The organism is Dellaglioa sp. CoH-56-MRSF-10, from assembly GCF_056782175.1.
The window spans coordinates 243,799-269,114 of record NZ_JBXAYF010000003.1 but is presented as its reverse complement, the minus strand read 5'-3'; the positions used below and the strand labels follow the sequence as shown (position 1 = coordinate 269,114).

29 protein-coding genes are annotated in these 25,316 nt (G+C 35.8%); 23 read left to right on the top strand and 6 right to left on the bottom strand.

What is annotated here, in order from left to right; all coding sequences use genetic code 11:
- Window positions 1-38 precede the first annotated feature (38 nt).
- From rplO to rpsI, 16 genes are all read left to right on the top strand, one after another.
- Window positions 39-473, top strand: a complete 435-nt coding sequence (gene rplO / locus AC1RP4_RS04980) for a 50S ribosomal protein L15 (RefSeq protein WP_409022029.1) — start codon at window positions 39-41, stop codon at window positions 471-473.
- Entirely contained in the window at window positions 473-1,768 is a 1,296-nt protein-coding gene (secY, locus tag AC1RP4_RS04975; protein WP_409022030.1) for a preprotein translocase subunit SecY, read from the top strand. Before rplO ends, secY begins: the two co-directional genes overlap by 1 nt.
- Window positions 1,769-1,844: 76 nt before the next feature.
- Window positions 1,845-2,507 (top strand): adenylate kinase, encoded by a 663-nt coding sequence (locus AC1RP4_RS04970; protein ID WP_481761614.1) that lies wholly within the window; start codon window positions 1,845-1,847, stop codon window positions 2,505-2,507.
- A gap of 196 nt (window positions 2,508-2,703) precedes the next feature.
- On the top strand, window positions 2,704-2,922 hold the full coding sequence (infA, locus tag AC1RP4_RS04965) for a translation initiation factor IF-1 (RefSeq protein ID WP_057974621.1): 219 nt from the start codon (window positions 2,704-2,706) through the stop codon (window positions 2,920-2,922).
- Window positions 2,923-2,957: 35 nt separating this feature from the next.
- Window positions 2,958-3,074, top strand: coding sequence for a 50S ribosomal protein L36 (gene rpmJ, locus AC1RP4_RS04960; protein WP_057756760.1), 117 nt, complete (start codon window positions 2,958-2,960; stop codon window positions 3,072-3,074).
- A 24-nt stretch (window positions 3,075-3,098) separates the two neighbouring features.
- A complete protein-coding gene (rpsM, locus tag AC1RP4_RS04955; RefSeq protein WP_057974620.1) occupies window positions 3,099-3,464 on the top strand; it encodes a 30S ribosomal protein S13 in 366 nt (121 codons plus the stop codon).
- A 28-nt stretch (window positions 3,465-3,492) separates the two neighbouring features.
- Window positions 3,493-3,882 (top strand): 30S ribosomal protein S11, encoded by a 390-nt coding sequence (rpsK, locus tag AC1RP4_RS04950; protein ID WP_057974619.1) that lies wholly within the window; start codon window positions 3,493-3,495, stop codon window positions 3,880-3,882.
- An 85-nt stretch (window positions 3,883-3,967) separates the two neighbouring features.
- Window positions 3,968-4,906 carry a DNA-directed RNA polymerase subunit alpha gene (locus AC1RP4_RS04945; RefSeq protein WP_409022032.1) on the top strand — a complete coding sequence of 313 codons (939 nt, stop codon included), beginning with the start codon at window positions 3,968-3,970 and terminating at the stop codon, window positions 4,904-4,906.
- Window positions 4,907-4,933: 27 nt separating this feature from the next.
- Complete coding sequence (gene rplQ / locus AC1RP4_RS04940; RefSeq protein WP_057974617.1) at window positions 4,934-5,314, top strand: 50S ribosomal protein L17; 381 nt, start codon at window positions 4,934-4,936, stop codon at window positions 5,312-5,314.
- 254 nt (window positions 5,315-5,568) lie between these two features.
- A complete protein-coding gene (locus tag AC1RP4_RS04935; protein ID WP_481761613.1) occupies window positions 5,569-5,991 on the top strand; it encodes a GNAT family N-acetyltransferase in 423 nt (140 codons plus the stop codon).
- A gap of 271 nt (window positions 5,992-6,262) precedes the next feature.
- Window positions 6,263-7,108: an energy-coupling factor ABC transporter ATP-binding protein gene (locus AC1RP4_RS04930; protein WP_481761612.1), complete on the top strand. Its 846-nt coding sequence runs from the start codon at window positions 6,263-6,265 to the stop codon at window positions 7,106-7,108.
- A complete protein-coding gene (locus tag AC1RP4_RS04925) occupies window positions 7,084-7,962 on the top strand; it encodes an energy-coupling factor ABC transporter ATP-binding protein (protein WP_481761611.1) in 879 nt (292 codons plus the stop codon). Before AC1RP4_RS04930 ends, AC1RP4_RS04925 begins: the two co-directional genes overlap by 25 nt.
- Window positions 7,946-8,749: an energy-coupling factor transporter transmembrane component T family protein gene (locus AC1RP4_RS04920; RefSeq protein ID WP_481761610.1), complete on the top strand. Its 804-nt coding sequence runs from the start codon at window positions 7,946-7,948 to the stop codon at window positions 8,747-8,749. Before AC1RP4_RS04925 ends, AC1RP4_RS04920 begins: the two co-directional genes overlap by 17 nt.
- Before the next feature lie 12 nt (window positions 8,750-8,761).
- Window positions 8,762-9,526, top strand: coding sequence for a tRNA pseudouridine(38-40) synthase TruA (gene truA / locus AC1RP4_RS04915; RefSeq protein ID WP_409022037.1), 765 nt, complete (start codon window positions 8,762-8,764; stop codon window positions 9,524-9,526).
- Window positions 9,527-9,728: 202 nt separating this feature from the next.
- Entirely contained in the window at window positions 9,729-10,172 is a 444-nt protein-coding gene (rplM, locus tag AC1RP4_RS04910) for a 50S ribosomal protein L13 (RefSeq protein WP_057974611.1), read from the top strand.
- 13 nt (window positions 10,173-10,185) lie between these two features.
- On the top strand, window positions 10,186-10,578 hold the full coding sequence (gene rpsI, locus AC1RP4_RS04905; protein ID WP_409022038.1) for a 30S ribosomal protein S9: 393 nt from the start codon (window positions 10,186-10,188) through the stop codon (window positions 10,576-10,578).
- 561 nt (window positions 10,579-11,139) lie between these two features.
- On the opposite strand, the gene AC1RP4_RS04900 is transcribed toward rpsI, so the two are convergent.
- From AC1RP4_RS04900 to AC1RP4_RS04885, 4 genes are read right to left on the bottom strand one after another with little or no spacing between them, the layout of a single operon-like run.
- Complete coding sequence (locus AC1RP4_RS04900; RefSeq protein ID WP_481761609.1) at window positions 11,140-11,832, bottom strand: DUF6287 domain-containing protein; 693 nt, start codon at window positions 11,830-11,832, stop codon at window positions 11,140-11,142.
- Window positions 11,833-11,857: 25 nt separating this feature from the next.
- The gene (locus AC1RP4_RS04895) at window positions 11,858-14,539 is read right to left on the bottom strand and encodes an SEC10/PgrA surface exclusion domain-containing protein (protein ID WP_481761608.1); all 2,682 of its coding nucleotides are present in this window, start codon (window positions 14,537-14,539) and stop codon (window positions 11,858-11,860) included.
- 31 nt (window positions 14,540-14,570) lie between these two features.
- The gene (locus tag AC1RP4_RS04890) at window positions 14,571-14,936 is read right to left on the bottom strand and encodes a hypothetical protein (RefSeq protein ID WP_481761607.1); all 366 of its coding nucleotides are present in this window, start codon (window positions 14,934-14,936) and stop codon (window positions 14,571-14,573) included.
- Between the two features lie 36 nt (window positions 14,937-14,972).
- Window positions 14,973-15,542: a hypothetical protein gene (locus tag AC1RP4_RS04885; protein WP_481761606.1), complete on the bottom strand. Its 570-nt coding sequence runs from the start codon at window positions 15,540-15,542 to the stop codon at window positions 14,973-14,975.
- Between the two features lie 233 nt (window positions 15,543-15,775).
- On the opposite strand from AC1RP4_RS04885, the gene AC1RP4_RS04880 reads away from it, so the two are divergent.
- Window positions 15,776-16,084 carry a helix-turn-helix domain-containing protein gene (locus AC1RP4_RS04880; RefSeq protein WP_481761605.1) on the top strand — a complete coding sequence of 103 codons (309 nt, stop codon included), beginning with the start codon at window positions 15,776-15,778 and terminating at the stop codon, window positions 16,082-16,084.
- Window positions 16,085-16,313: 229 nt separating this feature from the next.
- On the opposite strand, the gene AC1RP4_RS04875 is transcribed toward AC1RP4_RS04880, so the two are convergent.
- Window positions 16,314-17,531: an ISL3 family transposase gene (locus AC1RP4_RS04875; protein WP_481761604.1), complete on the bottom strand. Its 1,218-nt coding sequence runs from the start codon at window positions 17,529-17,531 to the stop codon at window positions 16,314-16,316.
- Between the two features lie 633 nt (window positions 17,532-18,164).
- On the opposite strand from AC1RP4_RS04875, the gene AC1RP4_RS04870 reads away from it, so the two are divergent.
- The 4 genes from AC1RP4_RS04870 (at window position 18,165) to AC1RP4_RS04855 (ending at window position 23,138) form a co-directional block, all read left to right on the top strand.
- A complete protein-coding gene (locus tag AC1RP4_RS04870; protein ID WP_481761603.1) occupies window positions 18,165-20,042 on the top strand; it encodes a glycoside hydrolase family 2 TIM barrel-domain containing protein in 1,878 nt (625 codons plus the stop codon).
- Window positions 20,026-20,985: a beta-galactosidase small subunit gene (locus AC1RP4_RS04865; RefSeq protein ID WP_481761602.1), complete on the top strand. Its 960-nt coding sequence runs from the start codon at window positions 20,026-20,028 to the stop codon at window positions 20,983-20,985. The genes AC1RP4_RS04870 and AC1RP4_RS04865 overlap by 17 nt, the downstream gene beginning before the upstream one ends.
- A 291-nt stretch (window positions 20,986-21,276) precedes the next feature.
- Window positions 21,277-22,758, top strand: coding sequence for a ribosomal protection-like ABC-F family protein (abc-f, locus tag AC1RP4_RS04860; protein WP_481761631.1), 1,482 nt, complete (start codon window positions 21,277-21,279; stop codon window positions 22,756-22,758).
- A 236-nt stretch (window positions 22,759-22,994) separates the two neighbouring features.
- A complete protein-coding gene (locus tag AC1RP4_RS04855; protein WP_409022043.1) occupies window positions 22,995-23,138 on the top strand; it encodes a hypothetical protein in 144 nt (47 codons plus the stop codon).
- A gap of 65 nt (window positions 23,139-23,203) precedes the next feature.
- Here AC1RP4_RS04855 and AC1RP4_RS04850 read toward each other — a convergent pair whose 3' ends face one another.
- The gene (locus AC1RP4_RS04850) at window positions 23,204-23,722 is read right to left on the bottom strand and encodes a TetR/AcrR family transcriptional regulator (protein WP_481761601.1); all 519 of its coding nucleotides are present in this window, start codon (window positions 23,720-23,722) and stop codon (window positions 23,204-23,206) included.
- 188 nt (window positions 23,723-23,910) lie between these two features.
- Here AC1RP4_RS04850 and AC1RP4_RS04845 point away from each other — a divergent pair, with 188 nt between their 5' ends.
- Together AC1RP4_RS04845 and AC1RP4_RS04840 are read left to right on the top strand one after the other, a co-directional pair.
- A complete protein-coding gene (locus tag AC1RP4_RS04845; RefSeq protein WP_481761600.1) occupies window positions 23,911-24,528 on the top strand; it encodes an NAD(P)H-dependent oxidoreductase in 618 nt (205 codons plus the stop codon).
- A gap of 157 nt (window positions 24,529-24,685) precedes the next feature.
- Window positions 24,686-25,270 (top strand): sugar O-acetyltransferase, encoded by a 585-nt coding sequence (locus AC1RP4_RS04840; RefSeq protein WP_481761599.1) that lies wholly within the window; start codon window positions 24,686-24,688, stop codon window positions 25,268-25,270.
- Window positions 25,271-25,316: the final 46 nt, after the last annotated feature.

Sequence of the window (25,316 nt, the reverse complement as noted above, 5' to 3'; positions counted from 1 at the left end):
ATCTTGTTTGCAGTTTAAAATAAGGAGGTGCCAACCCTATGAAATTACATGAATTAAAACCAAGTGAAGGTTCTCGCTCAGTACGTAACCGTGTCGGACGTGGAACATCTTCAGGTAATGGTAAAACTTCTGGACGTGGTCAAAAAGGCCAAAAAGCCCGTAGTAAAGTACGTTTAGGTTTTGAAGGTGGACAAATGCCTTTATTCCGTCGTATGCCAAAACGTGGATTTAATAACTTCAACCGTAAAGAATATGCAGTTGTCAATTTAGATAGCTTAAACAAATTCGAAAACGGTGCTGAAGTAACACCAGCATTACTTGTTGAATCAGGTATTGTTAAGAACGAAAAATCAGGAATTAAAATTTTAGCTTCCGGCGAACTTAACAAGAAATTATCTGTTAAAGCAGGTAAATTCTCAGCTGCTGCTAAAGAAGCTATTGAAGCTGCCGGTGGTCAAACAGAGGTGATCTAATGCTTAAAGTGATGAAAAATGCATTAGCTGTGAAAGAAATCCGTCAAAAGATTTTTTTCACTTTATGCGTTTTAATTGTCTTTCGCTTAGGTACTTTTATAACAGTTCCTGGAATTAACCATGCTGCAATTGCTAGTGCAACAAGTAGTAACTTAGTTAGTCTTCTTAACACTTTTAGTGGTGGTGGATTAACTAATTACTCAATTTTCGCAATGGGGGTTTCACCCTACATTACAGCTCAAATTGTTATTCAATTACTACAAATGGACATTGTTCCTCGTTTTGTAGAATGGAGTAAGCAAGGTGAAGTTGGTCGTCGTAAATTGAATCAAGCTACACGTTACCTAACAATTGTCTTAGCATTTGTTCAATCTGTAGGTATCACCGCAGGGTTAGACTCATTAAGTAGTTTAGGTTTGGTTAACAATCCAAGTACGCAAACATATGTTGTTTTGGGCGTTATTTTAACAGCCGGAACAATGTTTACGACTTGGTTAGGTGATATGATTACTGAACGTGGTATTGGGAATGGTGTTTCCATGTTAATCATGGCAGGTATCGTTTCTCGTATTCCAGGTGGTATTAAACAGATTTTCAATGAACAAATTTTCCAAGCTGATAAAGGTGATCTTTGGGGGGGCATCTTGTTCATAGTTATCTTGCTCGTTATTATTTTTGCAATCGTAACTTTTGTAACATATGTTCAACAAGCTAACTATAAGATTCCAATTCAATACACAAGACGTGTTGCTGGTGCGACAGATAGTTCATATCTGCCACTTAAGGTAAACGTTGCGGGTGTTATCCCCGTTATTTTTGCGAGTTCGTTCATTGCAACACCCCAAACTGTGCTTTTGGCATTCCAAAGCTCACAAGGGGACACGACTTGGTATAAAGTATTAAGTCAAGTTTTCAACATGCAAACAACATACGGAGCCATCCTATATACCGTATTGATTGTCTTGTTCACATTCTTCTACGCTTTCGTACAGGTAAATCCTGAGAAACTCTCAGAGAATTTACAAAAACAAGGAAGTTATATTCCAAGTGTTTGGCCTGGTAAAGCAACAGAAAAATATGTTTCAAAATTATTAATGCGTTTAAGTACTGTTGGTTCATTATTCTTAGGATTTGTTGCTTTAATTCCATTATTAGCATCAAGTTTGTTCGGATTAGATGAATCAGTTGGTTTGGGTGGTACTAGTCTGTTGATTGTCGTTGGGGTTGCTCTTGAAACTATTCGTCAATTAGAGGGTATGATGATGAAACGTAAGTACGTCGGATTCATTAGATAATCGATAAAAAACAAATTTTAAACTGAGAATTAGGTTAGGCTGATGCCTAACCATTTCTCATATTAGGAGGATATTCATGACTAAAATGAACCTGATGTTAATGGGTTTACCTGGTGCAGGTAAGGGAACACAAGCTGAAAAGATTGTCGACGCTTTCCACATCGCTCATATCTCTACGGGAGACATCTTCCGTGCAGCAATGAAAAATGAAACACCAATGGGACTTGAAGCTAAAAAGTATATCGATCGTGGTGACCTTGTTCCTGATGAAGTCACAAATGGCATTGTCAAAGAACGATTAGCTGAAGATGATATTCAAGATGGCTACATGCTTGATGGGTTTCCAAGAAATATGGCACAAGCTGTTGCCTTGGACGAAATCGGTAAGGACCTTGGAAAACCTCTTAACGCAGTCATTGACATTCATGTTGATCCTGAATCTCTAATCGAACGTTTAACTGGTCGTTACATTTGTCGTAATTGTGGAGCTACATATCACAAAATCTTCAACCCCACAAAGGTTGAAGGAACATGTGATCGCTGTGGGCAACATGAATTTTATCAACGTGAAGATGACAAACTTGAAACGGTTAAAAATCGTTTAGAAGTTAACATCAAAATGAATACACCGTTATTAGATTTTTACGAACAACGTCATCTATTGTATACAGTAGATGGTAACCGCGATATTGAAGATGTATTTGCAGATATTGAAACGATTTTAAACAATCTCAAGTAATCTGAGTATTCCGCTGCAAAGTAATTGTGCCGGAGTGGCTAACTTGCATCTGAGATAGCGGTATGATAGAATAATTCCGGTTTATCTTTTCAGGAGGATATTTGTAATAATATCCTGATAAGAACGGGTGAGAGTGTCTAATTCTCGCCATTTTTACATGTAAAGTTAAAACACGATTTTAAGGAGGTACATTTACGTGGCGAAAGAAGAAGTAATTGAGATTGAGGGTACGGTCCGTGAAACGTTACCCAATGCGACTTTTCGAGTTGTACTTGAAAATGATCATGAAATTTTAGCTCATGTCTCTGGTAAAATTCGTAAGAATTATATTCGTATTTTACCTGGTGATAAAGTGACGGTTGAAATGTCTCCTTACGATTTAAGTAAGGGTCGTATTACTTATCGCTTTAAATAGATTGTACTTCAAAAACTTTTAGGAGGTATAATTCAATGAAAGTAAGACCATCAGTAAAACCAATGTGTGAACATTGTAAAGTTATCAAGCGCAAAGGTCGAGTTATGATCATTTGTAGCGCAAATCCAAAACATAAACAACGTCAAGGATAATAAAAATTAGGAGGTGTAATTGTTATGGCTCGTATTGCAGGTATTGATATTCCACGTGATAAAAGAATCGTGGTAGCATTAACTTACATTTATGGAATCGGTAATACAACTGCTGCTAAGATCTTGGTAGAAGCAGAAGTATCAGAAGATATTAGAACTCGTGATTTAACAACTGACCAAGAGGATGCAATCCGTAAAGTTGTTGATCAATTTAAAATTGAAGGTGACTTACGTCGCGAAATCAGTTTAAACATTAAACGTCTCCAAGAAATTGGAACGTACCGAGGCATGCGTCATCGTCGTGGTTTACCAGTTCGTGGACAAAACACGAAAAACAACGCTCGTACACGTAAAGGCCCAGCTACATCAATTGCAGGCCGCAAGAAATAATTACTAGATTAAGGAGGTAATACTATTTATGGCAACTAAGAAAGTTTCTCGCAAACGCCGTGTTAAAAAACATATTGAAGCCGGTGTTGCACATATTCATTCTACTTTTAACAATACACTTGTTATGATTACTGATGTTAACGGTAACGCTGTTGCATGGTCATCAGCTGGTGCATTAGGTTTTAGAGGTAGTCGTAAATCTACACCATTCGCAGCACAAATGGCAGCAGAAGCTGCAGCTAAAGGCTCAATGGAAAATGGTATGAAGACTGTTGAAGTAGCAGTTAAAGGACCTGGTTCTGGCCGTGAAGCCGCAATCCGTGCTTTACAAACTACTGGTCTTGAAGTAACAGCAATTCGCGATGTTACTCCAGTGCCTCATAATGGATGTCGTCCTCCAAAACGCCGTCGTGTTTAACGTGGATTAATATTCATTACGGAGTTGAACTTCATAATGTTTTCACTAGATTACACGTTACGTTTTGAAAGGGGTAAAGATAAGAATGATTGAATTTGAAAAACCAAATATTCATAAGATAGATGAAAGTCCTAACTATGGTAAATTTGTTGTAGAACCACTTGAACGCGGTTATGGTACGACATTAGGTAATTCACTTCGTCGGATTCTATTATCTTCCTTACCAGGCGCATCTATTACTAATATTCAAATTGATGGTGTTTTACATGAGTTTTCAACTATTGAAGGCGTATTGGAAGATGTTACTCAAATTATCTTGAATATTAAGAAAGTTGCTTTGAAGTTAGCTGCTGATGAAGACCAATCCATCGAAATTGATGTGAAAGGTCCCGCAGAGGTTACTGCCGGTGACATCATTGTAAACAGTGATGTTGAAGTATTAAATCCCGACTTGTACATTTGTACAGTCGCAGAAGGTGCATCTTTTCATGTTCGCATGAACGCTAGCAATGGTCGTGGATACGTATCTGCTGATCAAAACAAAGCGGAAGATATGCCAATTGGCGTATTACCAATTGACTCCATTTATACCCCAATCGAACGTGTGAACTACCAAGTAGAAAAAACACGTGTTGGTCAAAAAGATGATTATGACAAATTGACACTTGATGTTTGGACTAATGGTTCAATTACACCAAGCGAAGCCATTAGTTTGTCGGCTAAAATTTTAACTGAGCATTTGACTTTATTTGTTGATTTAACCGATGAAGCTAAAAATGCTGAAATTATGGTTGAAAAAGAAGAAACACATAAAGAAAAAATGCTCGAAATGACGATTGAAGAACTTGATTTATCAGTTCGTTCATACAATTGTTTGAAACGTGCTGGAATCAACACGGTTCAAGAATTAACGAATAAATCCGAAGCTGACATGATGAAAGTCCGTAACTTGGGCCGTAAATCATTGGAAGAAGTTAAAGCTAAATTAGCTGCGCTTGATTTATCATTACGTCATGATGACTAATATTATATAGAGGGAGGGAAACTATTCATGAGTTACCGCAAATTAGGACGTACAAGTTCTCAACGTAAAGCAATGTTACGTGATTTAACAACAAGTCTTATTATCAACGAACGAATTGTGACTACTGAAGCTCGCGCTAAAGAAGTACGCAAATCTGCCGATAAAATGATTTCTTTAGGTAAACGTGGTGATTTAGCTTCACGTCGTCGTGCTGCTGCTTTCGTAAGAAACACAGTTGCTGACGTGAAAGAAGATGGTGACGATGTCACTGTTCAATCAGCATTACAAAAATTATTTTCTGATGTAGCTCCTCGTTACGCTGAACGTAATGGTGGATACACTAGAACTATGAAAACAATGCCTCGTCGTGGCGATGCCGCACAAATGGTTATTATTGAATTAGTATAATTCGTTAACAGATAATTTTTCACTTTGATTGATGATTAAAAACAAACGTTATGATGATGGAGTAATCTTAGTCTAGTTTGAAGGTTCTTCACATTTGTGATTTGCCGGTCATCCTTCATAGTGATTTTTTATTGTCTAATGAGGTCTGAAAAAAGGGTTCTGAACACATTTTAATAATGTGTTCAGAACCCTTTTTTTATGTGCTAAAACCTAGTATGATAATAGTATTCTTAATCTGTTTAGGGGGTAATGTGATGGCACAAAGTTCAATACAACTTTACCGTTATGATAGTAAATATTTATCGGAAATAACGACATTATTCAACCAAACAATTCAAGAGATTAACCGACAAGATTATTCACAACTAGAAATTAATGAGTGGGTGCAGAATAATCCAGATCTGAGTGCATGGCATAAACGATTAAGTGAATCATTTACGCTACTTGCCATCAAAGATTTAAAGGTCATAGGATTTGGTAACCTTGAAGTAACAGGACATATTGATATGCTGTACGTAGAGAGTTCTATGATTCGACAGCATATCGGAGCGCTTATTTTAACAGAATTAACAAATTACCAAAGGAATGAATTACAAATAAATGTACAAACGGTAGAGGCTTCAATAACTGCTGTCTCTTTTTTTGAACATTATGGGTTTAAAATTATAAAAAGATAAGATAATTATCGACATCAACAAAATCTAGTTAATTATCAAATGGTGAGAGAAATTTAGCTTAAAATGCAGTTCTTAGCGCAATATAAAAAGGTGTGACTAAATGGCTGTTTATTGTTAATTAAGAGCTTAAAAGTACAAAAAATGCATTTTAGATGTATGTTGTATAGATAGGACAACTATAAAGAGTAAAAGTATAAATACACTGAGTTCATTTTGGCCTGTGATATAATGCAAAACGTAAGTTATCTTGTGAATTGTGAGGACAGTAACAATGACTGAATTAATTAAAGTTGATCATTTAAATTATCAATATGAAGCACAAAAAGAAATGAGTGAAATGGCACTTAAAGATGTGTCCTTTACGATTGAAAAAGGTGACTGGGTTGCAATTATTGGTCATAACGGTAGTGGGAAAAGTACATTATCTAAAAATATTAATGGCTTGCTAGCACCTCAATCAGGTGAAATCACAGTAGATGGCCTTATTTTATCACCAGAAACGGTCTGGGATATTCGTCGTAAGATTGGCATCGTTTTTCAAAACCCAGATAACCAGTTTGTGGGAGCAACTGTTGAAGATGACGTTGCATTTGGACTTGAAAACAATGGAATAGAACGTAAAGAAATGCAAGAACGAGTCAGAGACGCGCTTGAACGTGTAGATATGTGGGAGTTTGCGGCCAAGGAACCTGCTAGACTATCTGGGGGACAGAAACAACGTGTCGCAATCGCTGGAATTGTCGCTCTAAGGCCAGAAGTTATCATCTTGGATGAATCAACTAGCATGTTGGATCCAGAAGGTCGTGACGAAGTTTTGAGCCTAATACATCAACTCAAAGAAGAACGTGGGCTAACAATTATTTCAATCACGCATGATATTAATGAAGCGGCAAGTGCTGACAAAATTATGGTTATGGACAAAGGCGAGCTGGTAAAAGAAGGCACACCTGCTGAAATTTTTGCACTTGGTGAACAATTAGTAGATATGGGATTAGATATTCCATATCCAGAACGCTTAAAAGTCGCGCTTAAAAAACGTCATTTTGACATTCCGGACGACTATATGACAGAGGAAGGTATGGTAGATTGGTTATGGCAATTAAATTCAACGAAGTAGCCTTTACCTACCAAAAAGGGACACCTTTTGAAAGTCGGGCGCTACATAATATCAATCTTGAAATTGAGGACGGCTCATTTACAGCAATTGTTGGACATACAGGTTCTGGTAAATCGACCCTATTGCAACATTTAAATGGCCTATTAAAACCAACTGAAGGTAAAATTACAATTGGGAATCAAATCATTACACCAGAAACGGCCAATAAAACGTTAAACGATTTACGAAAACAAGTTGGCATCGTTTTTCAATTTCCAGAAGCACAATTGTTTGAAGAAACGGTTATTAAAGATGTGGCATTTGCGCCAAAAAACTTTGGTAAAACAGATGAAGAAGCTGAGAAAATAGCGACAAAAATGTTGAAGTTAGTTGGATTACCAGAGAATATCTATCAGCAATCACCATTTGACCTCTCTGGTGGTCAAATGCGTCGCGTAGCAATCGCTGGAATTCTGGCTATGGAACCTAAAATCTTGGTTTTAGACGAACCCACAGCAGGATTAGATCCTAAAGGTCGCGTTGATATGATGGCAATGTTCGAAGAACTTCATCGTGAACAAAATTTGACGATTATTCTCGTAACGCATCAGATGGATGATGTGGCAAATTATGCGAATCACGCTATTATCATGTCAAAAGGAACGATTATTAAATCGGGCACACCAAGAGAAGTTTTTGCTGATCCAGAGTTCTTATTAAGTAACCATTTGAACGTGCCAACAACAACGTTATTTTCAAAAAAATTAATTGAAAAAGGCTTTGAATTCAAGGAGATGCCTTTAACAGAGAATGAATTAGCCGACGACCTCGTCACGCTGCTAAGCCAAAATGGAGGTCATGACGCTAATGAATAAGTTGATTTTTGGACGTTACATAGCGGGTGATTCACTCGTTCACCGCATGGATCCGCGTGCTAAATTAGTTTTGAGTTTTTATTTTGTTGGAATAATCTTTATGGCAAATAATTGGCAAAGTTTTTCTATGCTTTTAGTTTTTACGTTAGGATGTATTTTAGCGTCAAAAATTAATATGAGTTTCTTTTTAAAAGGTGTCCGGCCATTAATTTGGCTGATTATCTTTACGGTTGCTTTGCAAATGCTATTTTCAAGTGGTGGCCAAATGTACTGGCATTGGGGGATTTTTAAAATTTCTCAATTTGGTGTGACAAATGGATTATATATTTTTTGCCGATTTATTTTAATTATTTTTATGTCAACATTATTGACGTTGTCAACGGCACCACTCCAACTAGCAGATGCGATTGAATCTTTATTAAAACCACTTAAAGCAATCAAATTTCCAGTTTATGAAATTGCGTTAATGTTATCAATCGCGTTACGTTTTGTCCCTACATTAATGGATGAGACAGAAAAAATTATGAACGCTCAACGAGCTCGAGGTGTGAACTTTGGTCAAGGGTCGCTAATTAAACAAATGCAATCAATTATCCCGTTGTTAATTCCGCTATTTGTAAGTTCGTTCAATCGTGCCGAAGATTTAGCGATTGCCATGGAATCTCGTGGTTACCAGGGTGGAGAAGGTCGAACAAAGTATCGTATTTTAAAATGGCGGACGGCTGATACGTTAGCTTTTGTTTTATTCGCTATCGTTACCGTTGCATTAGTCTACCTCAAAAATTAAGGATGAATAAATATGTCAGTACGTTTTAAAATTACCGTTGCTTATGATGGCGCAGCTTTTGCAGGGTTTCAGAGGCAGCCAAACCAACGGACGGTTGAATCTGTCTTAGAAAAAGCAGTAACAATTATGAGTAAATCAGAAGTACCAGTTAGAATTTATGGTTCAGGCCGAACAGATGCTGGCGTTCATGCCTTAGGACAGGTTTTTCATTTTGACTTCATGCATGAAATTCCGGAAACTAGCATGATGAGAGCATTGAACAGTTTATTGCCACTGGATGTTCAAGTTAAAAAAGCCGAACTTGTCAGTGATGATTTTCATTCACGCTATAGTACGCATGGTAAACGATATATGTATCGTGTTTCTCAAGGTGAATTTACCGACCCATTTAAACGCTTCTACACGGGTCATTATAAATACAAGATAGATATCGCCAAAATTGAAGAAGCATTACCTGATTTAGTTGGCGAACATGATTTTTCTAGTTTCGTGGCGGCAGGTAGCCAGGTTACAGATCACGTTCGGACGATTTATGAGGCAACCGTGAGAGAAGATAAAGAAAACCATGAAATTATTTTTGAATTTTATGGAAATGGCTTTCTGTACAATATGGTCCGAATTTTAGTCGCTACACTCCTAGAAATAGGGAACGGCCGGCGTCCGGTTCATGATATTTTACGGTTATATGAAGTAAAGGATCGACAACAAGCTCGAGAAACAGCTCCGGCGAGTGGATTATATTTAAAAAAGGTTTATTATCCGGACGAATTAGGGTAATATAGAAGTTATTGACAATATGAATACTAAGGCAATTTTAAATCTGAAAAGGTGTTATTTATTTGTGGGATGCCCATAAATTAGATTGACAAATTGACTTTTAATAGTTAATATTATAAATGGTATTGTTTGCCCCACTGATAGGCCCCGGAAACTTATTTGAGTGTCAAACAAACAACATGAAAAAACGGAGGAAACAATCGTGCGTACAACTTATTTAGCAAAAAAAGGCGAAATAGAACGTAAATGGTATGTTATTGATGCAACTGATATTTCTTTAGGTCGCTTATCAACTGTCGTTGCTTCTATCTTACGCGGTAAAAACAAACCAACATTCACACCTAATGTGGATACTGGTGATAACGTTATTGTTATCAATGCAGAAAAGGTTGGTTTAACTGGTCACAAAGCTGACAGAAAATTATACCAACATCATACAGATCATCCAGGTGGTTTAAAAACTCGTACTGCTGGTGATTTCCGTGCCAACGATCCTGAAAAATTGATTGCTTTCTCTGTTAAAGGTATGCTTCCAAAAGGTACTCTTGGTAAAGAACAAGCATTGAAATTACACGTATATCGTGGTGCAGAACATGATCAACAAGCACAACAACCAGAAACTTTAGATATTACAAACTTAATTTAAGGAGGCAATTGAAATGGCTCAAGTCGTATATTCAGGAACAGGTCGTCGTAAAAACTCAGTAGCTCGCGTACGTTTAGTACCAGGTACTGGTAAAATTACTATCAACAACAAAGCAATTGAAGATTACATTCCATTTGCTAACTTACGTGAAGTAGTCTTACAACCATTTAACGCTACAGAAACATTAGGTAGTTATGATGTTTTAGTTAACGCTAATGGTGGTGGCTTCTCAGGTCAAGCTGGCGCAGTTCGCCATGGTATTGCTCGCGCATTACTTACAGTAGATCCAGATTTCCGTGCAGCTCTTAAATCTGCAGGATTACTTACTCGTGATCCTCGTATGAAAGAACGTAAGAAACCAGGTCTTAAGAAAGCTCGTAAAGCAAGCCAATTCTCAAAACGTTAATATATATTTATATCGATATTTTGAAGCACTTCACAAAGCAATTTGTGAGGTGTTTTTTTTGGTATATTGCAGTTGTCACTGGTGAATATTTTTGGTTCTATTGCAACTATTGTTGGTGAATATATTATGGAGGGTGTTGTCACTTTGTGACAACGCCTTTTTTATGTACATAATCCTCATTACAAAGAAAATGTGTTTCCTAAAATTACTGAAATCGTAGGCATTACGTTTAATATGTTTCAATTCATTGTTAGTTTCTTAAAGTTGGCCACTAGAATAACGTAGTAGCCTAATAGAGATGCCCGCCATCCGTAGCTAACAATTTGATTATGTTGAGAACTCTGCAGGGGTGTCAGGCATTTTTGAAGGTAATCTAAAGTACCATAAACTCCGATGACTGCTGGATTAAGGAGTGCTTTCAGCAAATTTCATATTTAGTAAAACCTTAGTATTATTTGTCATAGGAGACTCTTTTTAGTGTCATACAAAAAAATCTGTTGCCAGTGATAGATTTTTCTATCACTGGCAACAGATATTGTAGACCTTCTATTTATATATATATTAACTTTGGCTGTAAACCGCGGTCACTGAGTTACTACTTGACCAAACAACAATCAGATTCTGCTTGTTCGTTTCTTCACCAGTATTAACACCATATTCGTGACTAGTCCCTTTGGGATAGAACATGACGGACCAATTAATAGAAACATCACTTGCATTACTTAAGCTGGCGGTTAAGATATTATTAGCAACTTCAAATTTCGTCGCATGCAGCCCATTCTGATCTTTTAAGCCAGCTTTATTTAATGTAAACGAAGATGATGACACTAGACTATCTTTAGTAATATTTAACGGCTGAACATCATCAAGTGGTAAGTCGCGTCCCCGTGCTTCTAACTTCACAATTTGCCACTGACCGACGATACTGCTGTAATCACTGACTTGAATTTGATCTAAATTCATCTGTTTTGGTTGATTTACTTCTTTGGCAGGCGTCTTTTTAATCGTATTTACTTTTTTTGACGACTGCGCTTTTTTCTTATCTGACACGGATTCTTTTTTTGGTTGATTTACTTCTTTAGTATGCGTCTTTTTAGTTGTATCTGCTTTTTTTGACGACTGCGCCTTTTTCTTATCTGACACGGATACTTGTTTTGGCTGACTTGTTTGCTCAGACTGTGACTTTTGTTGCCCACACGCTGTTAATAAAGCAACCATTACGATACTAGTCATTACAAGTAAAGGCTTCTTCATCTCAATTCCTCCTTACAATAACGAATTAGTGTTTACGACGGCGCGTTCCTGCAAGTCCAAAGAGACTAACGGCACCAACAAGAGCTGCACCAATCACTGAAACGACTGACGAATTAGTTTCGTCAGTTTGTGGTAATACCGAAGCACCTAATATTTTAGCGTTATTGATTTCTGAATGATCAGCAGCTTTAAGACGTGATGTTGATGTATTATTGCTTGGTGCAACAATACCATTGTTGTCAGTCGTGTCTTTAGCTGTTTCACTACCTTTAGCAACAACAGAACCAGTTACGTTACCTTTATCTGAACCATTGTCTGAACCTGTTACATGACCAGTATGTGAACCAGAATCGTTATCAGTACCAGTTGATGGTTTGTCAACATTGTTCAAAGCATCTTCGATGTCTTTTTCATGTTGTAATTTAGCTAATGCAGCTTGTGCATCGTCTAAAGCTTTCTTAGATGCATCAGCGATTGCTTGTAACTTCGCATATTGTGCATCGTCAGCAACGGAAGCAGCTTGTGCATCTTCGGCAGCTTTAACAGCCTCGTCGTATGCTTTTTTAGCAGCTTCAACAGCTTTTGTTGCGTCAACTAAGTTAGCTTCAGCATTCTTTAAGTCATCTAAATGATTTGTTTTTTCGCCAAGTGCGTCTTGACCAGCTTTTAAAGCTGCTTGAGCGGCACTTAATTTAGCAGTTGCATCTTTTAATGCAGTTTTAGCAGTAACTAATTTAGCATTAGCTGCGTCTAAAGTCATGTGTTTTTGAGCTTGTGTTGTTTTAGTTGTAGCTAAGGCAGCTTGTGCATCTTTTAAAGCTTGTTGTTTTTGAGGCATTGATGCATTTAAATCATCAACAACTGTTTGTGCATTTTTAACAGCTACAGTAGCAGTTTTAACATCGTTTTGTGCTTTAGTTAAGGCTGTGTGTGCTGTTGCTTGTTTTGTTTTAGCAGTTGCTAAAGCAGTTTTAGCTGTAGCTAAGGCTTGGTTAGCTTTAACTGTTTGTGATTTAGCTGCTGCAAGAGCTGCATCAGCAGTTTTTGAAGTTGCTGTTTTAGCAGTAACGTCGCTTGCTAATTTATCAATTTGAGCTTGACTGACAGTTCCAGATTCAACAGGTGTAGTGCTAAATTTAGAAGCGTCGTTAACATCATAGTCATCAACAAAGTTAAAGAAACTTGTTAAGAAGATATTACCGTTAGATTGTTTAAATTGACCGAAGCCAAGACCGAACCATGTGTTATTGGCAGGTGTATATGTTGCCATAATGCCAGCAACACTTACGGCATGGCCCCATTCACCCCCATTGAATAAGAAGGCATTCATTGAATCATAGATAGATTTCTTGAAAGCATCAAGACTAAGATTCCAACCATTTTCAGATGATTTATCGAAGATAGTATTCATATCTTGTTGTGTTAAGTATGTTAATCCCATACCGTTAGCAATGCTGTTGTTTAATGCATTGTCATGACCATCATCAGGATCGTTATTCTTAGATGTATAAGCATCGCCGATTGATTGACCTAATTTTTTAGAACCTTCTGAGACTTCAACTTGTGTGCTACCAAAACGGTCACGCACTTCATTTAATAATTGTTTAGCATATTCATTTAAGTCATCAAGATATTTGTTTAAATCTGATTGGTTGTTAATATGAACAGTTTTATCTTGGTCATTTGAAATGTAGCCGCCATTTAATGCCCATTCTTTTTCAGTTGCAGCTGTTAAACTGTCAATGACATCTTGATAATTAGCGTCAGCTGATGAAGCATCTGAATAAGCCTTTAAGGCATTAATGTAGTCTTGGCTTAAGTTGATGTGATTTTGGTTAGCTTGATGATTACCTTGTTGTTTCTTAGCATCATCTAATGCTTTTTGAGCAGTATCTTTAGCTTTTTGAGCAGCGTCAGCTTTAGCTTTAGCATCATTTTGTTGTTTGTTAGCATCAGTTACGCCAGTTTGAGCGTTATTAACATTGTTTTGTGCGTCAGCAATATTCTTGTCAGCTTGGTCAGCACCTTTTTGAGCATTGTCTTCAGTTGTTTGAGCTTGATCCAAGTTATCTTTGGCATTGCTTAAATTCTTGTCGGCTTCGGCTGAACCTTTGCCATCAAGGTTATTTTGAGCATTATCAACGTTTTCTTGAGCTTTATCAGCATCTTTATCAGATTGGTCAGCACCTTTTTGGGCTTCATCAACGCCAGTTTGAGCATTATCGACATCTGTTTTACCTTTATCAACATCTGTTTTAGCGTTATCAACGTCTTGACCTAATTGGTTATTTGTTTTGTCTTGTTCGTCAACTGCATCTTGAGCGTTATTGATAGATTCATCAGTTGCGTTATCAGCAGTATTTTGCGCATTTTGTTGATTATCAACAGCACTGTTTAAATCTTCTTGTGATTGATTAGCATTTTCTTCAGTTTGACCAGCATTGTCTTTAGAAGCATCGGCTGTGTCTTTAGAAGTATCAGCAGCACTTTGATCTTTGTCAGCTGTATCTTTGGCATTATCAACGTCAGTTTGAGCGTCTTTAATATCGTCATCTAATTTTTGACTGTTAGATTGAACTGTTTGAGTATGAGTTGTTTCAGTTGAGTCGGGTGTAGTTGTTGCAGCGTTTGCCGTTGTTGTAGCACCAACGACAGTAACTCCAGCGATTAATGCACTTGATAATAAAGTAATGTTTGATTTTTTCATAATATAAAATATCCTCCCAATAAATTAATAATTATTTAGCAACCTGTTCAAATTTTAACCCCTCTAATAAAAATCCGAAGCCCATCATTTGTGAACCAGTTACGGAATTAAGTGTAAATGTTTTTTTATCTTTGTCTAAACTAGCTTTCATTGTATAATCATCAAATTTCATGGTAAGTTTACCGTCTTCAATTTCATAAGTACCTTGGTCTGACTTTTTATCAGTTTCAACTTTAGTCACAGTGTTTCCTTTAAACTTCAACTCAAATTTGGAACCACCCATGTCGGAAATATAGCTTCCATCCATCTTATTTGAATTGCCCATCATAAACATAGCCACAATAATAACTATAGCTACTATACTGACACCGGTAATAATATTTGCTTTTTTTGACATTTTTTCTCCATTTTTATAAATTTAATATAATAAATCTTATTTTCTGAACGAATTAAATGCACTGACGGTTGAGGACATAGCTGCCAAGCGTGCATTTGAGGCAATATCTTGTTGTAAGCCTCTCATTTCTTCCTGCATTGAAAGTTGAGTTTCTTGGAATTGTTGTGTTTCTAAAATGTTAAAGGCTTCTTGCAAATCACGTGCCCGAGTTTCATCAATTAATTTCCAAAGACGAAAAATATCGAAATAGTTGTAGAATTTCTCTGGGAATCCTTGCTTGCCTGCAATATAATCTTCATTTGCCATTTCAGCGTCCAAGTCTGCTAAGGCTTGTGTTTTAGATTCATTACCCGGCATAATATAAACAAAATATTTAAAAGCAAATAGCGCGATAACAGCAATGATGAATGGCATCGCCGCACTTGTCTGACTAGTAATCATAAAAAGAACAATTAAAACGACTAATGCGATGATTATTCCTCGAAATTTTTTCTTACCTTTTTCAATCTTAGCCTCTGCTTCACGAATTTGTTGTTGGATAACTGCAGCTCCCGCTGTAACACTTCTTTTTGCCATTAAAAAATCTAAAAGTTCTTCTTTATTCATAATTTTCTCCCTTTTCTTTGAACGAATTATTAACCAACCTTTACCAAACGATCCCTATAAAATCTCCTCCCCCAAAAAAGTAATTTATATCTTGCACTATCTTCACATGATATATTTTATCTCAAAAATATACTCAATACTACCTTTTTATGTAACTTTATAGGTATACTGAGAGCTTTGAAAGTGTGCGCACTTAATTTATCATTAAACATATGGATAAATAGGAGCGATTTATGATTATACTTGTGGGCACTTTCATTCGGAAAAAGCGAAAAGAATTAGGACTTACAATTGAAGAATTGGCAGAAATGGCGGACGTATCCGCCAGCTATTTGGCTCGACTCGAAAGAGGACAATTAGACGATACGAGTACAAGAAAGTTGGAACTAGTTCTGAATGCCTTACAATTAAATTTGGCTGATATATTAATGAGTAATGATTTTAACGACATTTATACGCCCGAATTAATTAACAGATTGAAAAGCATGACCACAGATGATAGAATGCGTATCTCTAAAGCGTTACTGGAAATCTTGAAATAGAAATTGATTAGACATATATTAAATGGGTAGAGAGTGTGTAAAGCATAAAAAAAGACACCATTAATGGTGTCTTGACTAGTCTATTTTATGGTGTTAATTTTATCTCGTATTATGGATTTTATTCAATGTTGTTCCTTTTTCAATATTGTAAAGTATTGATACAAGTGGATTCAAATAGATAAGATTCCATGAAGTATTAATCGATAATTCTCAAAACGCTAATATATATTTATATCGATATTTTGAAGCACTTCACAAAGCAATTTGTGAGGTGTTTTTTTGTATGGATTTTAAGTGTATAAAATATTCTAGTTCGGAATCTACGAAAATTTCTAAATTCAAAACCAACGCGTTTAATGACCTTAATTTTATTGTTTATTCCTTCTAAAGGACCGTTAGTATAATAATAGCCAAAATTATTTTTAATCTCAGAATGGTGACAAAGCAACGTTTCAATACTTTTAAGCATTTCTTCAGAACACCTTTCGGTGTTTCTAACTGTAAAATCATAAGATTTCCAGTCCTTCAACCGAATGGTTGATCTTATTTGGTTCATGAGTTCATATGATTTATTTAGTTCAGGATGAATCGCTAATAAATGATCAACGACATTTGTTTCTGTTGTTAGGTATGGGAAATAAGTCCATTTCTTGAAATTTTTAAAATCTAAGGTTTCAGAAGGTTTTAACAGGAGCTTCCAGTAACGTTTTAGTGCTTTGTAGTCTTGTGATGATTTTGAAAGTTCTTTCATCAGTCTAATTCTAGTTTTAGTGAATCCACGATTCACTGAATTGATAATATGAAAGGTATCTATGATGACAATCGCGTTAGGAAAGACTTCTTTGGCTAGTTTAGGATAGGTATAATTCATATCAGTTACGATAATTTTCACGTTTTTTCTAGCTGCAGCTGAGTAACGATAAAAATAACGTTCTATTTGATAGAATCTTCTAAAAGATAAAAGTTTGATTAATTCATGGTTACTAGCATCCATAAATTCAAAACTCATGGCATCTGTAGCTGATTTGGTACTCTTGACTTCGTCAAGTAGGAGTACTTTAGGTAAAAATTTATAATTAGGTTTAAAATCACGTTCAAAGGTCATTAAAATACGACCTACAAAGGAATCAGGATTCGAAATTTCATTAGCAATATGAGTTAAAGAAACGGATTCCGCTAATTTAGTTAAACAGAGCTGTTTAGATAGATTGGAAATCGTACAATTTTTAGGAACCACACTTGTTTGGACAAGGAAGTATGACTGCCGCTCATGACAGCTAAAGTATCTTCGTTTGAGTGATAAAATGATACATTTACCAAAAAATTTAGGGTAGCGTATGGGTGTTTGACGCCAACTATACCTGATAATCTGTCCTTCGTTTTTAATATCACAATTTGGACAATCCCTTCGGCTGGTAATCAAGAACACGGTTAAATCGAGTGACACCGTCATTAGAAGACTGATAATCAACAATCGTTAGACTACTGTCTTTTATTTTAAGCCAAAATTTAGTATGATTAGGCATGCGGAGAGTTCCATCTTTCTTATTAATTCATCTGTGGTGGTTGAGGGATAATGAACATGGATGAACTCGTAACCAAAAGTCTTATGACTTTTGGCTTTTTTTTGTTATTATACAAAAAAACTGTCATCAGTAATAGTTTTTACACTAGTCCCAACAACAGATAGTACAGAGCCTTTTTATTGTATTTAAAATTTAAAGATATTTCCTTCTATTTGGAATATTCGTTGGGTTTTGGGAGCAACTACTGATAATAACCTAGCTAAAACACAAAGAAAAGTAAAGGGTATATAAACGATTTCTCCTCCCTTTACATTTTTTCATTTTTGCAGAAGGATTAATACAGCAATCGATACTGAAACTTACTGCAAAAATCAATTAAAAGGCCCAAAGGAAGAAGTTAATCAATTTTACACAAAATAAAAATGAGATTACCGTATTTTCACTTAAATCTAATTTTTTTTATTGTCTCAATTTTATAATGCTTTTTGACAACCTCCAAAAGAAAACATATACTTAATTATGAAAACGCTTTTATATAAAACGGAGGCAAACAGATGACACCAGAAATTGAATGGCTAGATACACCAACCGTTTTTCGTGTTGGACAGGTACCAGCTCACAGTGATCATAAGTACTATGCAACTCAAGCAGAAATGTTACAACAAAAAAGTTCATTTGAACAATCTTTGAATGGAACTTGGAAATTTAGTTACAGCACTAATGCAGCAAGTCGACCAAAAAATTTCTATCAGACTGACTTTGATGCAGAACAATTTGACACAATTCCAGTACCACAGCATATTGAATTATCAGGATATGAGCAATTACATTATATTAATACGATGTATCCTTGGGAAGGACATGAATATAGACGACCTGCTTTTTCAGATACTGATTTAAATCAGTATGCTGGAATGTTTAGTGATGCAGAATATAATCCAGTAGGTTCATATTTAAACCATTTTGACTTGGAACCAACTCTTCAAAATAAACGCGTTATTATCCGTTTTGAAGGTGTTGAACAGGCAATGTACGTCTGGTTGAATGGACATTTTCTAGGATACGCAGAAGATAGTTTTACACCAAGCGAATTTGACCTGACACCTTATTTAAAAGATAAGGATAATTGTTTGGCAGTTGAAGTGCATAAACGAAGTTCTGCAGCCTTCATTGAAGACCAAGACTTTTTCCGTTTCTTCGGAATTTTTCGTGATGTGACACTGTTAGCACAACCTGCAACACATTTAGATGATTTTTGGGTGATTCCTGATTACGATAGTGGACAAAAAACAGGACAAGTAGATTTACAACTTCATTTTAGTGGGGCAGAACAACGTGTCCGTGTCACATTCAAAGACCAAGATGCGGTGTTATTTAGCGATGAATTAATGAGTGGGTCAGATGTCGAAAAACACTACAATTTAGCACAACCAGTGACTGCTTGGCAGAATGACCGGCCTTATTTATATACATTACAATTAGAAATTTTAGATGCTGATGGGCAATTAATTGAAATTATCCAACAACCAGTTGGTTTTCGCAAAATTGAAATTAAGAATCGCGTGATGTTATTAAATGGTGAACGATTAATTATCAATGGTGTTAATCGTCATGAGTGGAACCCTAAATCAGGAAGAACCATTTCAGATAATGATGAAGCTTGGGATGTTGACTGTATGCAACGTAACAATATTAACGCAGTTCGGACGTCACATTATCCAGATCGATTATCTTTTTACAATCGTTGTGATCAGGCTGGTATTTATATGATGGCTGAAACCAACTTAGAATCACATGGTTCTTGGCAGAAAATGGGTGAAGTTGAGCCTTCTTGGAATGTGCCCGGCTCATCGGATCAATGGGAAGCAGCCGTTTTAGACCGCGCTAAAAGTAATTTTGAGTTATTTAAAAATCATCCCTCAGTTTTATTTTGGTCATTGGGTAACGAATCATACGCCGGCAGTGTCTTAGCGAAAATGAATGAGTACTATAAACAAAAAGATTCGACACGTTTAGTTCATTATGAAGGTGTTTTCCGTGCGCCTGAATACAAAGATGTCATTTCAGATGTTGAAAGTCGGATGTATGCAACACCAGCCGAAATTAAAGACTATCTAGAAAATTCACCACAAAAACCATTTATCTTGTGTGAGTATATGCATGATATGGGTAATTCATTGGGCGGGATGAAATCATATATTGATTTATTACAACAATATGAATCCTATCAAGGTGGTTTCATCTGGGACTTTATCGATCAAGCATTGTTAGTTGAAGATCCCGTCACAGGTCAAAATGAGTTGCGTTATGGTGGCGATTTTGATGATCGACCATCTGATTATGCATTTTCGGGTGATGGACTCGTTTTTGCCACACGTAATGAAAAACCAGCAATGCAGGAGGTAAAATACTATTATGGCACAGATAAATAAGCAGTTAACTGTCATTTACGGAGATGTCACACTCGGTTTAAAAGGAAATGATTTTCATTATATTTTCTCCTATCAAACGGGTGGCCCAGAATCTTTTAGAATTCAAGGTAAAGAGTGGCTTTATCGCTCACCAAAACCGACTTTTTGGCGTGCAACAACGGATAACGATCAGGGGAGTCAGTTTCCAGTAAAGTCAGGGATGTGGTTGGCCGCTGATCAATTCAGTAATTGTCAATCAGTTAAAGTTGCTATTAATGGTAAACCAATTGCGTTACCGATTGCACCAGAAAATAATCGTTACACTAACCATGAAGTCGCTGAAAAAGTGGCTATAAGTTATATCTATAACACACTGACTGTGCCGCAAACGCAAGTGACGGTCACTTATACTGTTGAAGCAACCGGAAAAATGAATGTTGCAGTTTCATACCAAGGAAAAGCTGGATTACCCTCATTACCTGTTTTTGGGTTGCGATTTATTATGCCCACACCAGCGACTCGTTTTTGTTACCAAGGATTATCAGGAGAAACTTATCCAGATAGAATGGCCGGAGGAATTCCAGGCCGATATGAAGTTCAAGGGTTACCAGTGACACCATACTTAGTTCCGCAAGATTGTGGTGTGCATATGCAAAATGATTGGGTAACTGTTTATCGACAGTCTGTTCTGGATAATCGTATGCAACAGGCTTCTGAAACGGGTTTAACATTCAGTGCGGTTGATCAACCAATTGCGTTTAGTTGTTTACCTTATACAGCTGAAGAATTAGAAAATGCGACACATCATAGCGAATTACCAGCGGAACATCGTACCGTTTTATCGATTCTAGGCGCCGTTCGAGGTGTTGGTGGTATTGATAGTTGGGGTAGTGATGTTGAGGATGACTATCAAATTGATGCGATGAAGGATATTGCTTACCAATTTAATATCACATTTGATTAATTTGCCTATCTACCATAACTATAGTAGACTGTAAATAATTAATAAACAGGGAGTGTGAAGTGCATTGGTAAATACAAATCGTTAATCGAATAACTGTCGACTAAACAAGGGACGAAGTGTGTCTTTTTATGCATGTTGACTATTCAAACGGTTTGCAATATCAATTCTTTTTCACATCTGAAAGAACCACTTTTTTTGATGGATAACGATTGAAGAGCATATAACTGTATGCTCTTTTTTTGTAGAATCAAATGGATAGTTTAGCGGTCGACCTCACAAAGAAATGAGGTAATTACTATAGGAACAATACAAATTAAACAATTAAGTTTTCAATATGATGGACAATTAGCACCAATTTTTAAAAATGTTGATTTACAATTAGATGCCAGCTGGAAGTTAGGTCTAATTGGTAGAAATGGTCGCGGAAAAACGACTTTATTTAGAATTTTACAAAATCAATTACAGTACCAAGGAAAGATTAGAACAGATTTAGAATTTCAGTATTTTCCTCAAACAGTTGTTAAACCAGAAGAGTCAGTGTGGCTGGTTATCAAGAGTATCACAGACTTACAAGACTATGATCAGTGGCAAATTTTAATCGAATTAGATAAACTTGGACTATCTGAAAAATTATTGACGGAACCATTTAATCAATTAAGTCCAGGACAGCAAACTAAGATATTATTAGCCAGCTTATTTGTTGGCGAAGGTAAATTTCAATTAATAGATGAACCGACTAATCATTTAGATGAAAACGGTCGAAAAATTATTTCTGATTATCTAAGACAAAAACAAGGATTTATTTTAATCAGTCATGATCGTTATTTTTTAAATAATATTATTGATCATGTTATTTCAATTGATCGCGCTAAAATCAGTCAATTTAAGGGTAATTATAATACGTGGGCTGACGAAAATACGTCACGAAATAATTGGGAATATAATGAAAAAGAAAAATTACAACATGATATTAAACGATTAGAAGGTGCTTCACGGAAAAAATCGGGTTGGGCTAATCAGACTGAGGCGAAAGTATCTGGTGCGACAGACAGAGGATTTATTAGCCACAAGGCAGCTAAATCTATGAAACGGGTACTAAGTATTAAAAAACGTGCCGATAAAGCAGTAGAAGAGAAAAAATCTTTACTTAAGAATATTGATGTGGCAGATCTTTTAACGTTGAATTTTGAAAAATTAGTGTCAGATAAGACTTTACTAGAGGTAATTGGCTTATCAGCATTTCGTAAACAATTGCCGGTAAATAAACCGGTAGATTTTAAATTAAAGATGGGAGAGCGCGTTATTCTTCAGGGTGAAAATGGTTCTGGTAAATCGAGCGTTATCGCTGCTATACTAGGTCAATTAAAGTATCAAGGGCAATACAAATTTGCAACACCTTTAAAAGTGAGCTGGTTACCGCAAAATTTTGATGGTTTATCTGGTTCTTTACAAGAATTCGCTGCAGAAAAAAATGTTTCTTATTCTTTAATGTTGGATACATTAAGAAAACTTGGTTTTGAACGTTATGAATTTGATAAAGATATCAGTCAAATGAGCATGGGCCAAAAGAGAAAAGTGGCTTTGAGTCGTTCGTTGGTTGAACCAGCAAATATATATATTTGGGATGAGCCACTTAATTATCTAGATGTTATCACGCGTCAACAAATTCAAGATGTTATTCTGGCTTTTCAACCACCGATGTTAATCATTGATCATGATAAAGAATTCGTTGAAAAGGTTGGAACAAAATTCGTTGAGATTGAACATTATTAGTGAATGGTTAATTAAAGGCATCCAATTTATACGTCTATTGATATCAAGATAGTCGTAATGATATACTGTTAAGAGCATAGTTATTTTAACTGTATACTGATTAGCGGGGCATACAGAATTAAAATCGACGTAAGTTGAATAATAAAAGATCAACTTTATTTGAAGGCATGTATTCATAATATGAATCTTTAACTTTGAAAGAAATTGTTAATTAATAGAGCAAGGAGGAAACATTAATGGCTGATAAAGCAAAGACTGATAGAGATAAAATGCTAGAAATTATCAAAAAGAAACAAACTGATGGCGGAAACTTCAATAAGAAGGCTACTGCTAGAAATGATCGTACTAAAATGCGTAAGGGTCCTAAGATTTTTAAATAGAGGTTTAGACTTAGCTCAGATAAATATCTGGGCTATTTTTTTAATCATTAAAATCTAGCATACTTTTACTGAATCAATTCCAATATATCTGCAGTAACTTCTTCAGCTGTAGCAGGACTACCACTACTAATCCATTGCAACATCGTTCGTAGAACGCCACCAAGAATGAACGTTTTTTGAGTATTATTTAGCCGACTGATACTAGGCGTATCTTTAAGAATCTTTTCAAAATAAGTATAAAAAGAATCTTCCAATAAATAAACAATATCATTTTTAATTAGGATATCCATAAATTCAGAATCATTATGCCAATAGTTAAAAGCTAGCTTGAAAATGTTTTTCAAACTAATTTCTGTTTGATTGGACTTGAGTTCGGCGTAAAACTGGTCAAATAAGTAATCGGACCGAGTTAGTAAAATCGCGTCCTTATTTTCAAAATTACGATAGAAAGTCAGCCGGGCAACTCCGGCTTTTTTTGTGATTTCAGTTATTGTGATTTCTTGATAAGATTTTATTTTTAATAAGTCAATTAAAGAATCAATAATCAAATTTTTACTTAATTTTGCTTGGTTATTTTCCGTCATTTTTTATATCTCCTTGAAGTGTAACAAATAACACGATTTTGTATCTTGTAAATCACGCGATAAATGATTAATATAAGTGTAACAAATGTAACACTTATAGCAAGAAAGATAAATGACACTTGAAGTATTTTATATAAAGTCATTAAAGTCGGAAAATTTATTAAACTAATTAAAAGAGGTTATTGAACATGAAAAAAATTTGTATTATATTTGATCATCCCTACACTGCAGACGCTGGATACAATGAATTGCACAATAGGAGTTATTCAGCGGCATTACTAGTTAGTGCTAAAGCAGCGTATGAAAAAGAGGGCTGTATTGTGGACGTAATTGATTTGCATAAAGATGGGTTTGATCCTGTAATGCACCAAGAAGACCTAATATCTTGGCGTAAGAAGATACCAACGGATTCTATGACGGCGAATTATCAAGAACGCCTCATGGCTGCAGATGAGCTTGTCTTTATTTTTCCAATCTGGTGGGAATCTATGCCAGCTATGATGAAGGGATTCTTTGACAAAGTTATTGCTAAAGGGATTCTTTATACAGAGCAGGAAAATAAAAAATTATTTAAAAATGAGATGGTTCATTTAAAGAAAGTTAAAATGGTTACAACTATGTCAACACCAGGTTGGATTTATCGAACTATCTTTGGAAATCCTGTGACTAAAATGGTATTTAGGGGAACATTCCGGAAGATGGGGTTTAACCAGTTGAAATGGTTTAACTTTGCTGCAGTTCAAGGAATGAAACTTGAAAAACGACAACAGTTGTTGAAGAAGTTTGAAAATAATATTGTGAAGTAAGAGGGTTCAACCTGATTGGGTAAATACAATTAGGTTGGCTCTTTTTTAATATCACTAGAACCGAATCTTTTGAATTTAGTTCAGTTAATTTAAGTAGTATAATACAATTGAATTATTAAGGAAGAAAAGGGCGTCAAATAGTGAATGGAGGGGCAAAATGATGACAGAACATGAAAAATTATTGGCAGGTCAAGATTATGATTATCGCGACCCAGAATTACAGGGTATGATTGCGGCGGGTAAAGAATTAGTCACTATAATCAATACGACAACTGACCTAGAGAAAAGAGCAACAGCAATTCACGAGTTGTTAGGGAAATCTGGGGAAGGACTCGTTATTAATGGTCAATTTAATACAGTTTATGGTAAACATATCACTGTTGGTGATGATGTTTTTATTAACGGTAATTGTACATTTCAAGATTCAAACAAAATCACATTAGGAGATCGTGTCATTGTCGCGCCAGACACGAAGTTATATTGTGGTGAACATGCATTAGATGCAACAAAACGTTTTGGAAAAAGACAAGATGGTAGTCGTTATTTAATTACTTATACTAAACCAATTACAATTGGAAACGATGTGTGGATAGGTGGAAATGTCACGATTATTGGTGGCGTTCATATTGGGGATAATGTGATTGTAGCAGCTGGTGCAGTGGTGACAAAAGATGTTCCTGACAATACAGTAGTGGGCGGCGTGCCCGCCAAAGTTATCAAACAATTAGAGCCATTAAAATAAGAAAATTTTTATATTAGGTGAGAGGAATGAGCAGGCTATTTTAGCA

Coding starts and splice junctions, on each gene's coding strand:
- AC1RP4_RS04930 (WP_481761612.1), top strand. CDS start 6,263: ATGACTGAATTAATTAAAGTTGATCATTTAAATTATCAATATGAAGCA.
- rplQ (WP_057974617.1), top strand. CDS start 4,934: ATGAGTTACCGCAAATTAGGACGTACAAGTTCTCAACGTAAAGCAATG.
- AC1RP4_RS04855 (WP_409022043.1), top strand. CDS start 22,995: ATGGCTGATAAAGCAAAGACTGATAGAGATAAAATGCTAGAAATTATC.
- AC1RP4_RS04920 (WP_481761610.1), top strand. CDS start 7,946: ATGACGCTAATGAATAAGTTGATTTTTGGACGTTACATAGCGGGTGAT.
- AC1RP4_RS04925 (WP_481761611.1), top strand. CDS start 7,084: ATGGCAATTAAATTCAACGAAGTAGCCTTTACCTACCAAAAAGGGACA.
- secY (WP_409022030.1), top strand. CDS start 473: ATGCTTAAAGTGATGAAAAATGCATTAGCTGTGAAAGAAATCCGTCAA.
- AC1RP4_RS04865 (WP_481761602.1), top strand. CDS start 20,026: ATGGCACAGATAAATAAGCAGTTAACTGTCATTTACGGAGATGTCACA.
- AC1RP4_RS04935 (WP_481761613.1), top strand. CDS start 5,569: ATGGCACAAAGTTCAATACAACTTTACCGTTATGATAGTAAATATTTA.
- AC1RP4_RS04880 (WP_481761605.1), top strand. CDS start 15,776: ATGATTATACTTGTGGGCACTTTCATTCGGAAAAAGCGAAAAGAATTA.
- rpsM (WP_057974620.1), top strand. CDS start 3,099: ATGGCTCGTATTGCAGGTATTGATATTCCACGTGATAAAAGAATCGTG.
- AC1RP4_RS04870 (WP_481761603.1), top strand. CDS start 18,165: ATGACACCAGAAATTGAATGGCTAGATACACCAACCGTTTTTCGTGTT.
- truA (WP_409022037.1), top strand. CDS start 8,762: ATGTCAGTACGTTTTAAAATTACCGTTGCTTATGATGGCGCAGCTTTT.
- AC1RP4_RS04840 (WP_481761599.1), top strand. CDS start 24,686: ATGATGACAGAACATGAAAAATTATTGGCAGGTCAAGATTATGATTAT.
- AC1RP4_RS04895 (WP_481761608.1), bottom strand. CDS start 14,539: ATGAAAAAATCAAACATTACTTTATTATCAAGTGCATTAATCGCTGGA.
- AC1RP4_RS04970 (WP_481761614.1), top strand. CDS start 1,845: ATGACTAAAATGAACCTGATGTTAATGGGTTTACCTGGTGCAGGTAAG.
- rpmJ (WP_057756760.1), top strand. CDS start 2,958: ATGAAAGTAAGACCATCAGTAAAACCAATGTGTGAACATTGTAAAGTT.
- AC1RP4_RS04850 (WP_481761601.1), bottom strand. CDS start 23,722: ATGACGGAAAATAACCAAGCAAAATTAAGTAAAAATTTGATTATTGAT.
- rpsK (WP_057974619.1), top strand. CDS start 3,493: ATGGCAACTAAGAAAGTTTCTCGCAAACGCCGTGTTAAAAAACATATT.
- AC1RP4_RS04845 (WP_481761600.1), top strand. CDS start 23,911: ATGAAAAAAATTTGTATTATATTTGATCATCCCTACACTGCAGACGCT.
- AC1RP4_RS04890 (WP_481761607.1), bottom strand. CDS start 14,936: ATGTCAAAAAAAGCAAATATTATTACCGGTGTCAGTATAGTAGCTATA.
- rplO (WP_409022029.1), top strand. CDS start 39: ATGAAATTACATGAATTAAAACCAAGTGAAGGTTCTCGCTCAGTACGT.
- AC1RP4_RS04945 (WP_409022032.1), top strand. CDS start 3,968: ATGATTGAATTTGAAAAACCAAATATTCATAAGATAGATGAAAGTCCT.
- AC1RP4_RS04900 (WP_481761609.1), bottom strand. CDS start 11,832: ATGAAGAAGCCTTTACTTGTAATGACTAGTATCGTAATGGTTGCTTTA.
- rpsI (WP_409022038.1), top strand. CDS start 10,186: ATGGCTCAAGTCGTATATTCAGGAACAGGTCGTCGTAAAAACTCAGTA.
- AC1RP4_RS04885 (WP_481761606.1), bottom strand. CDS start 15,542: ATGAATAAAGAAGAACTTTTAGATTTTTTAATGGCAAAAAGAAGTGTT.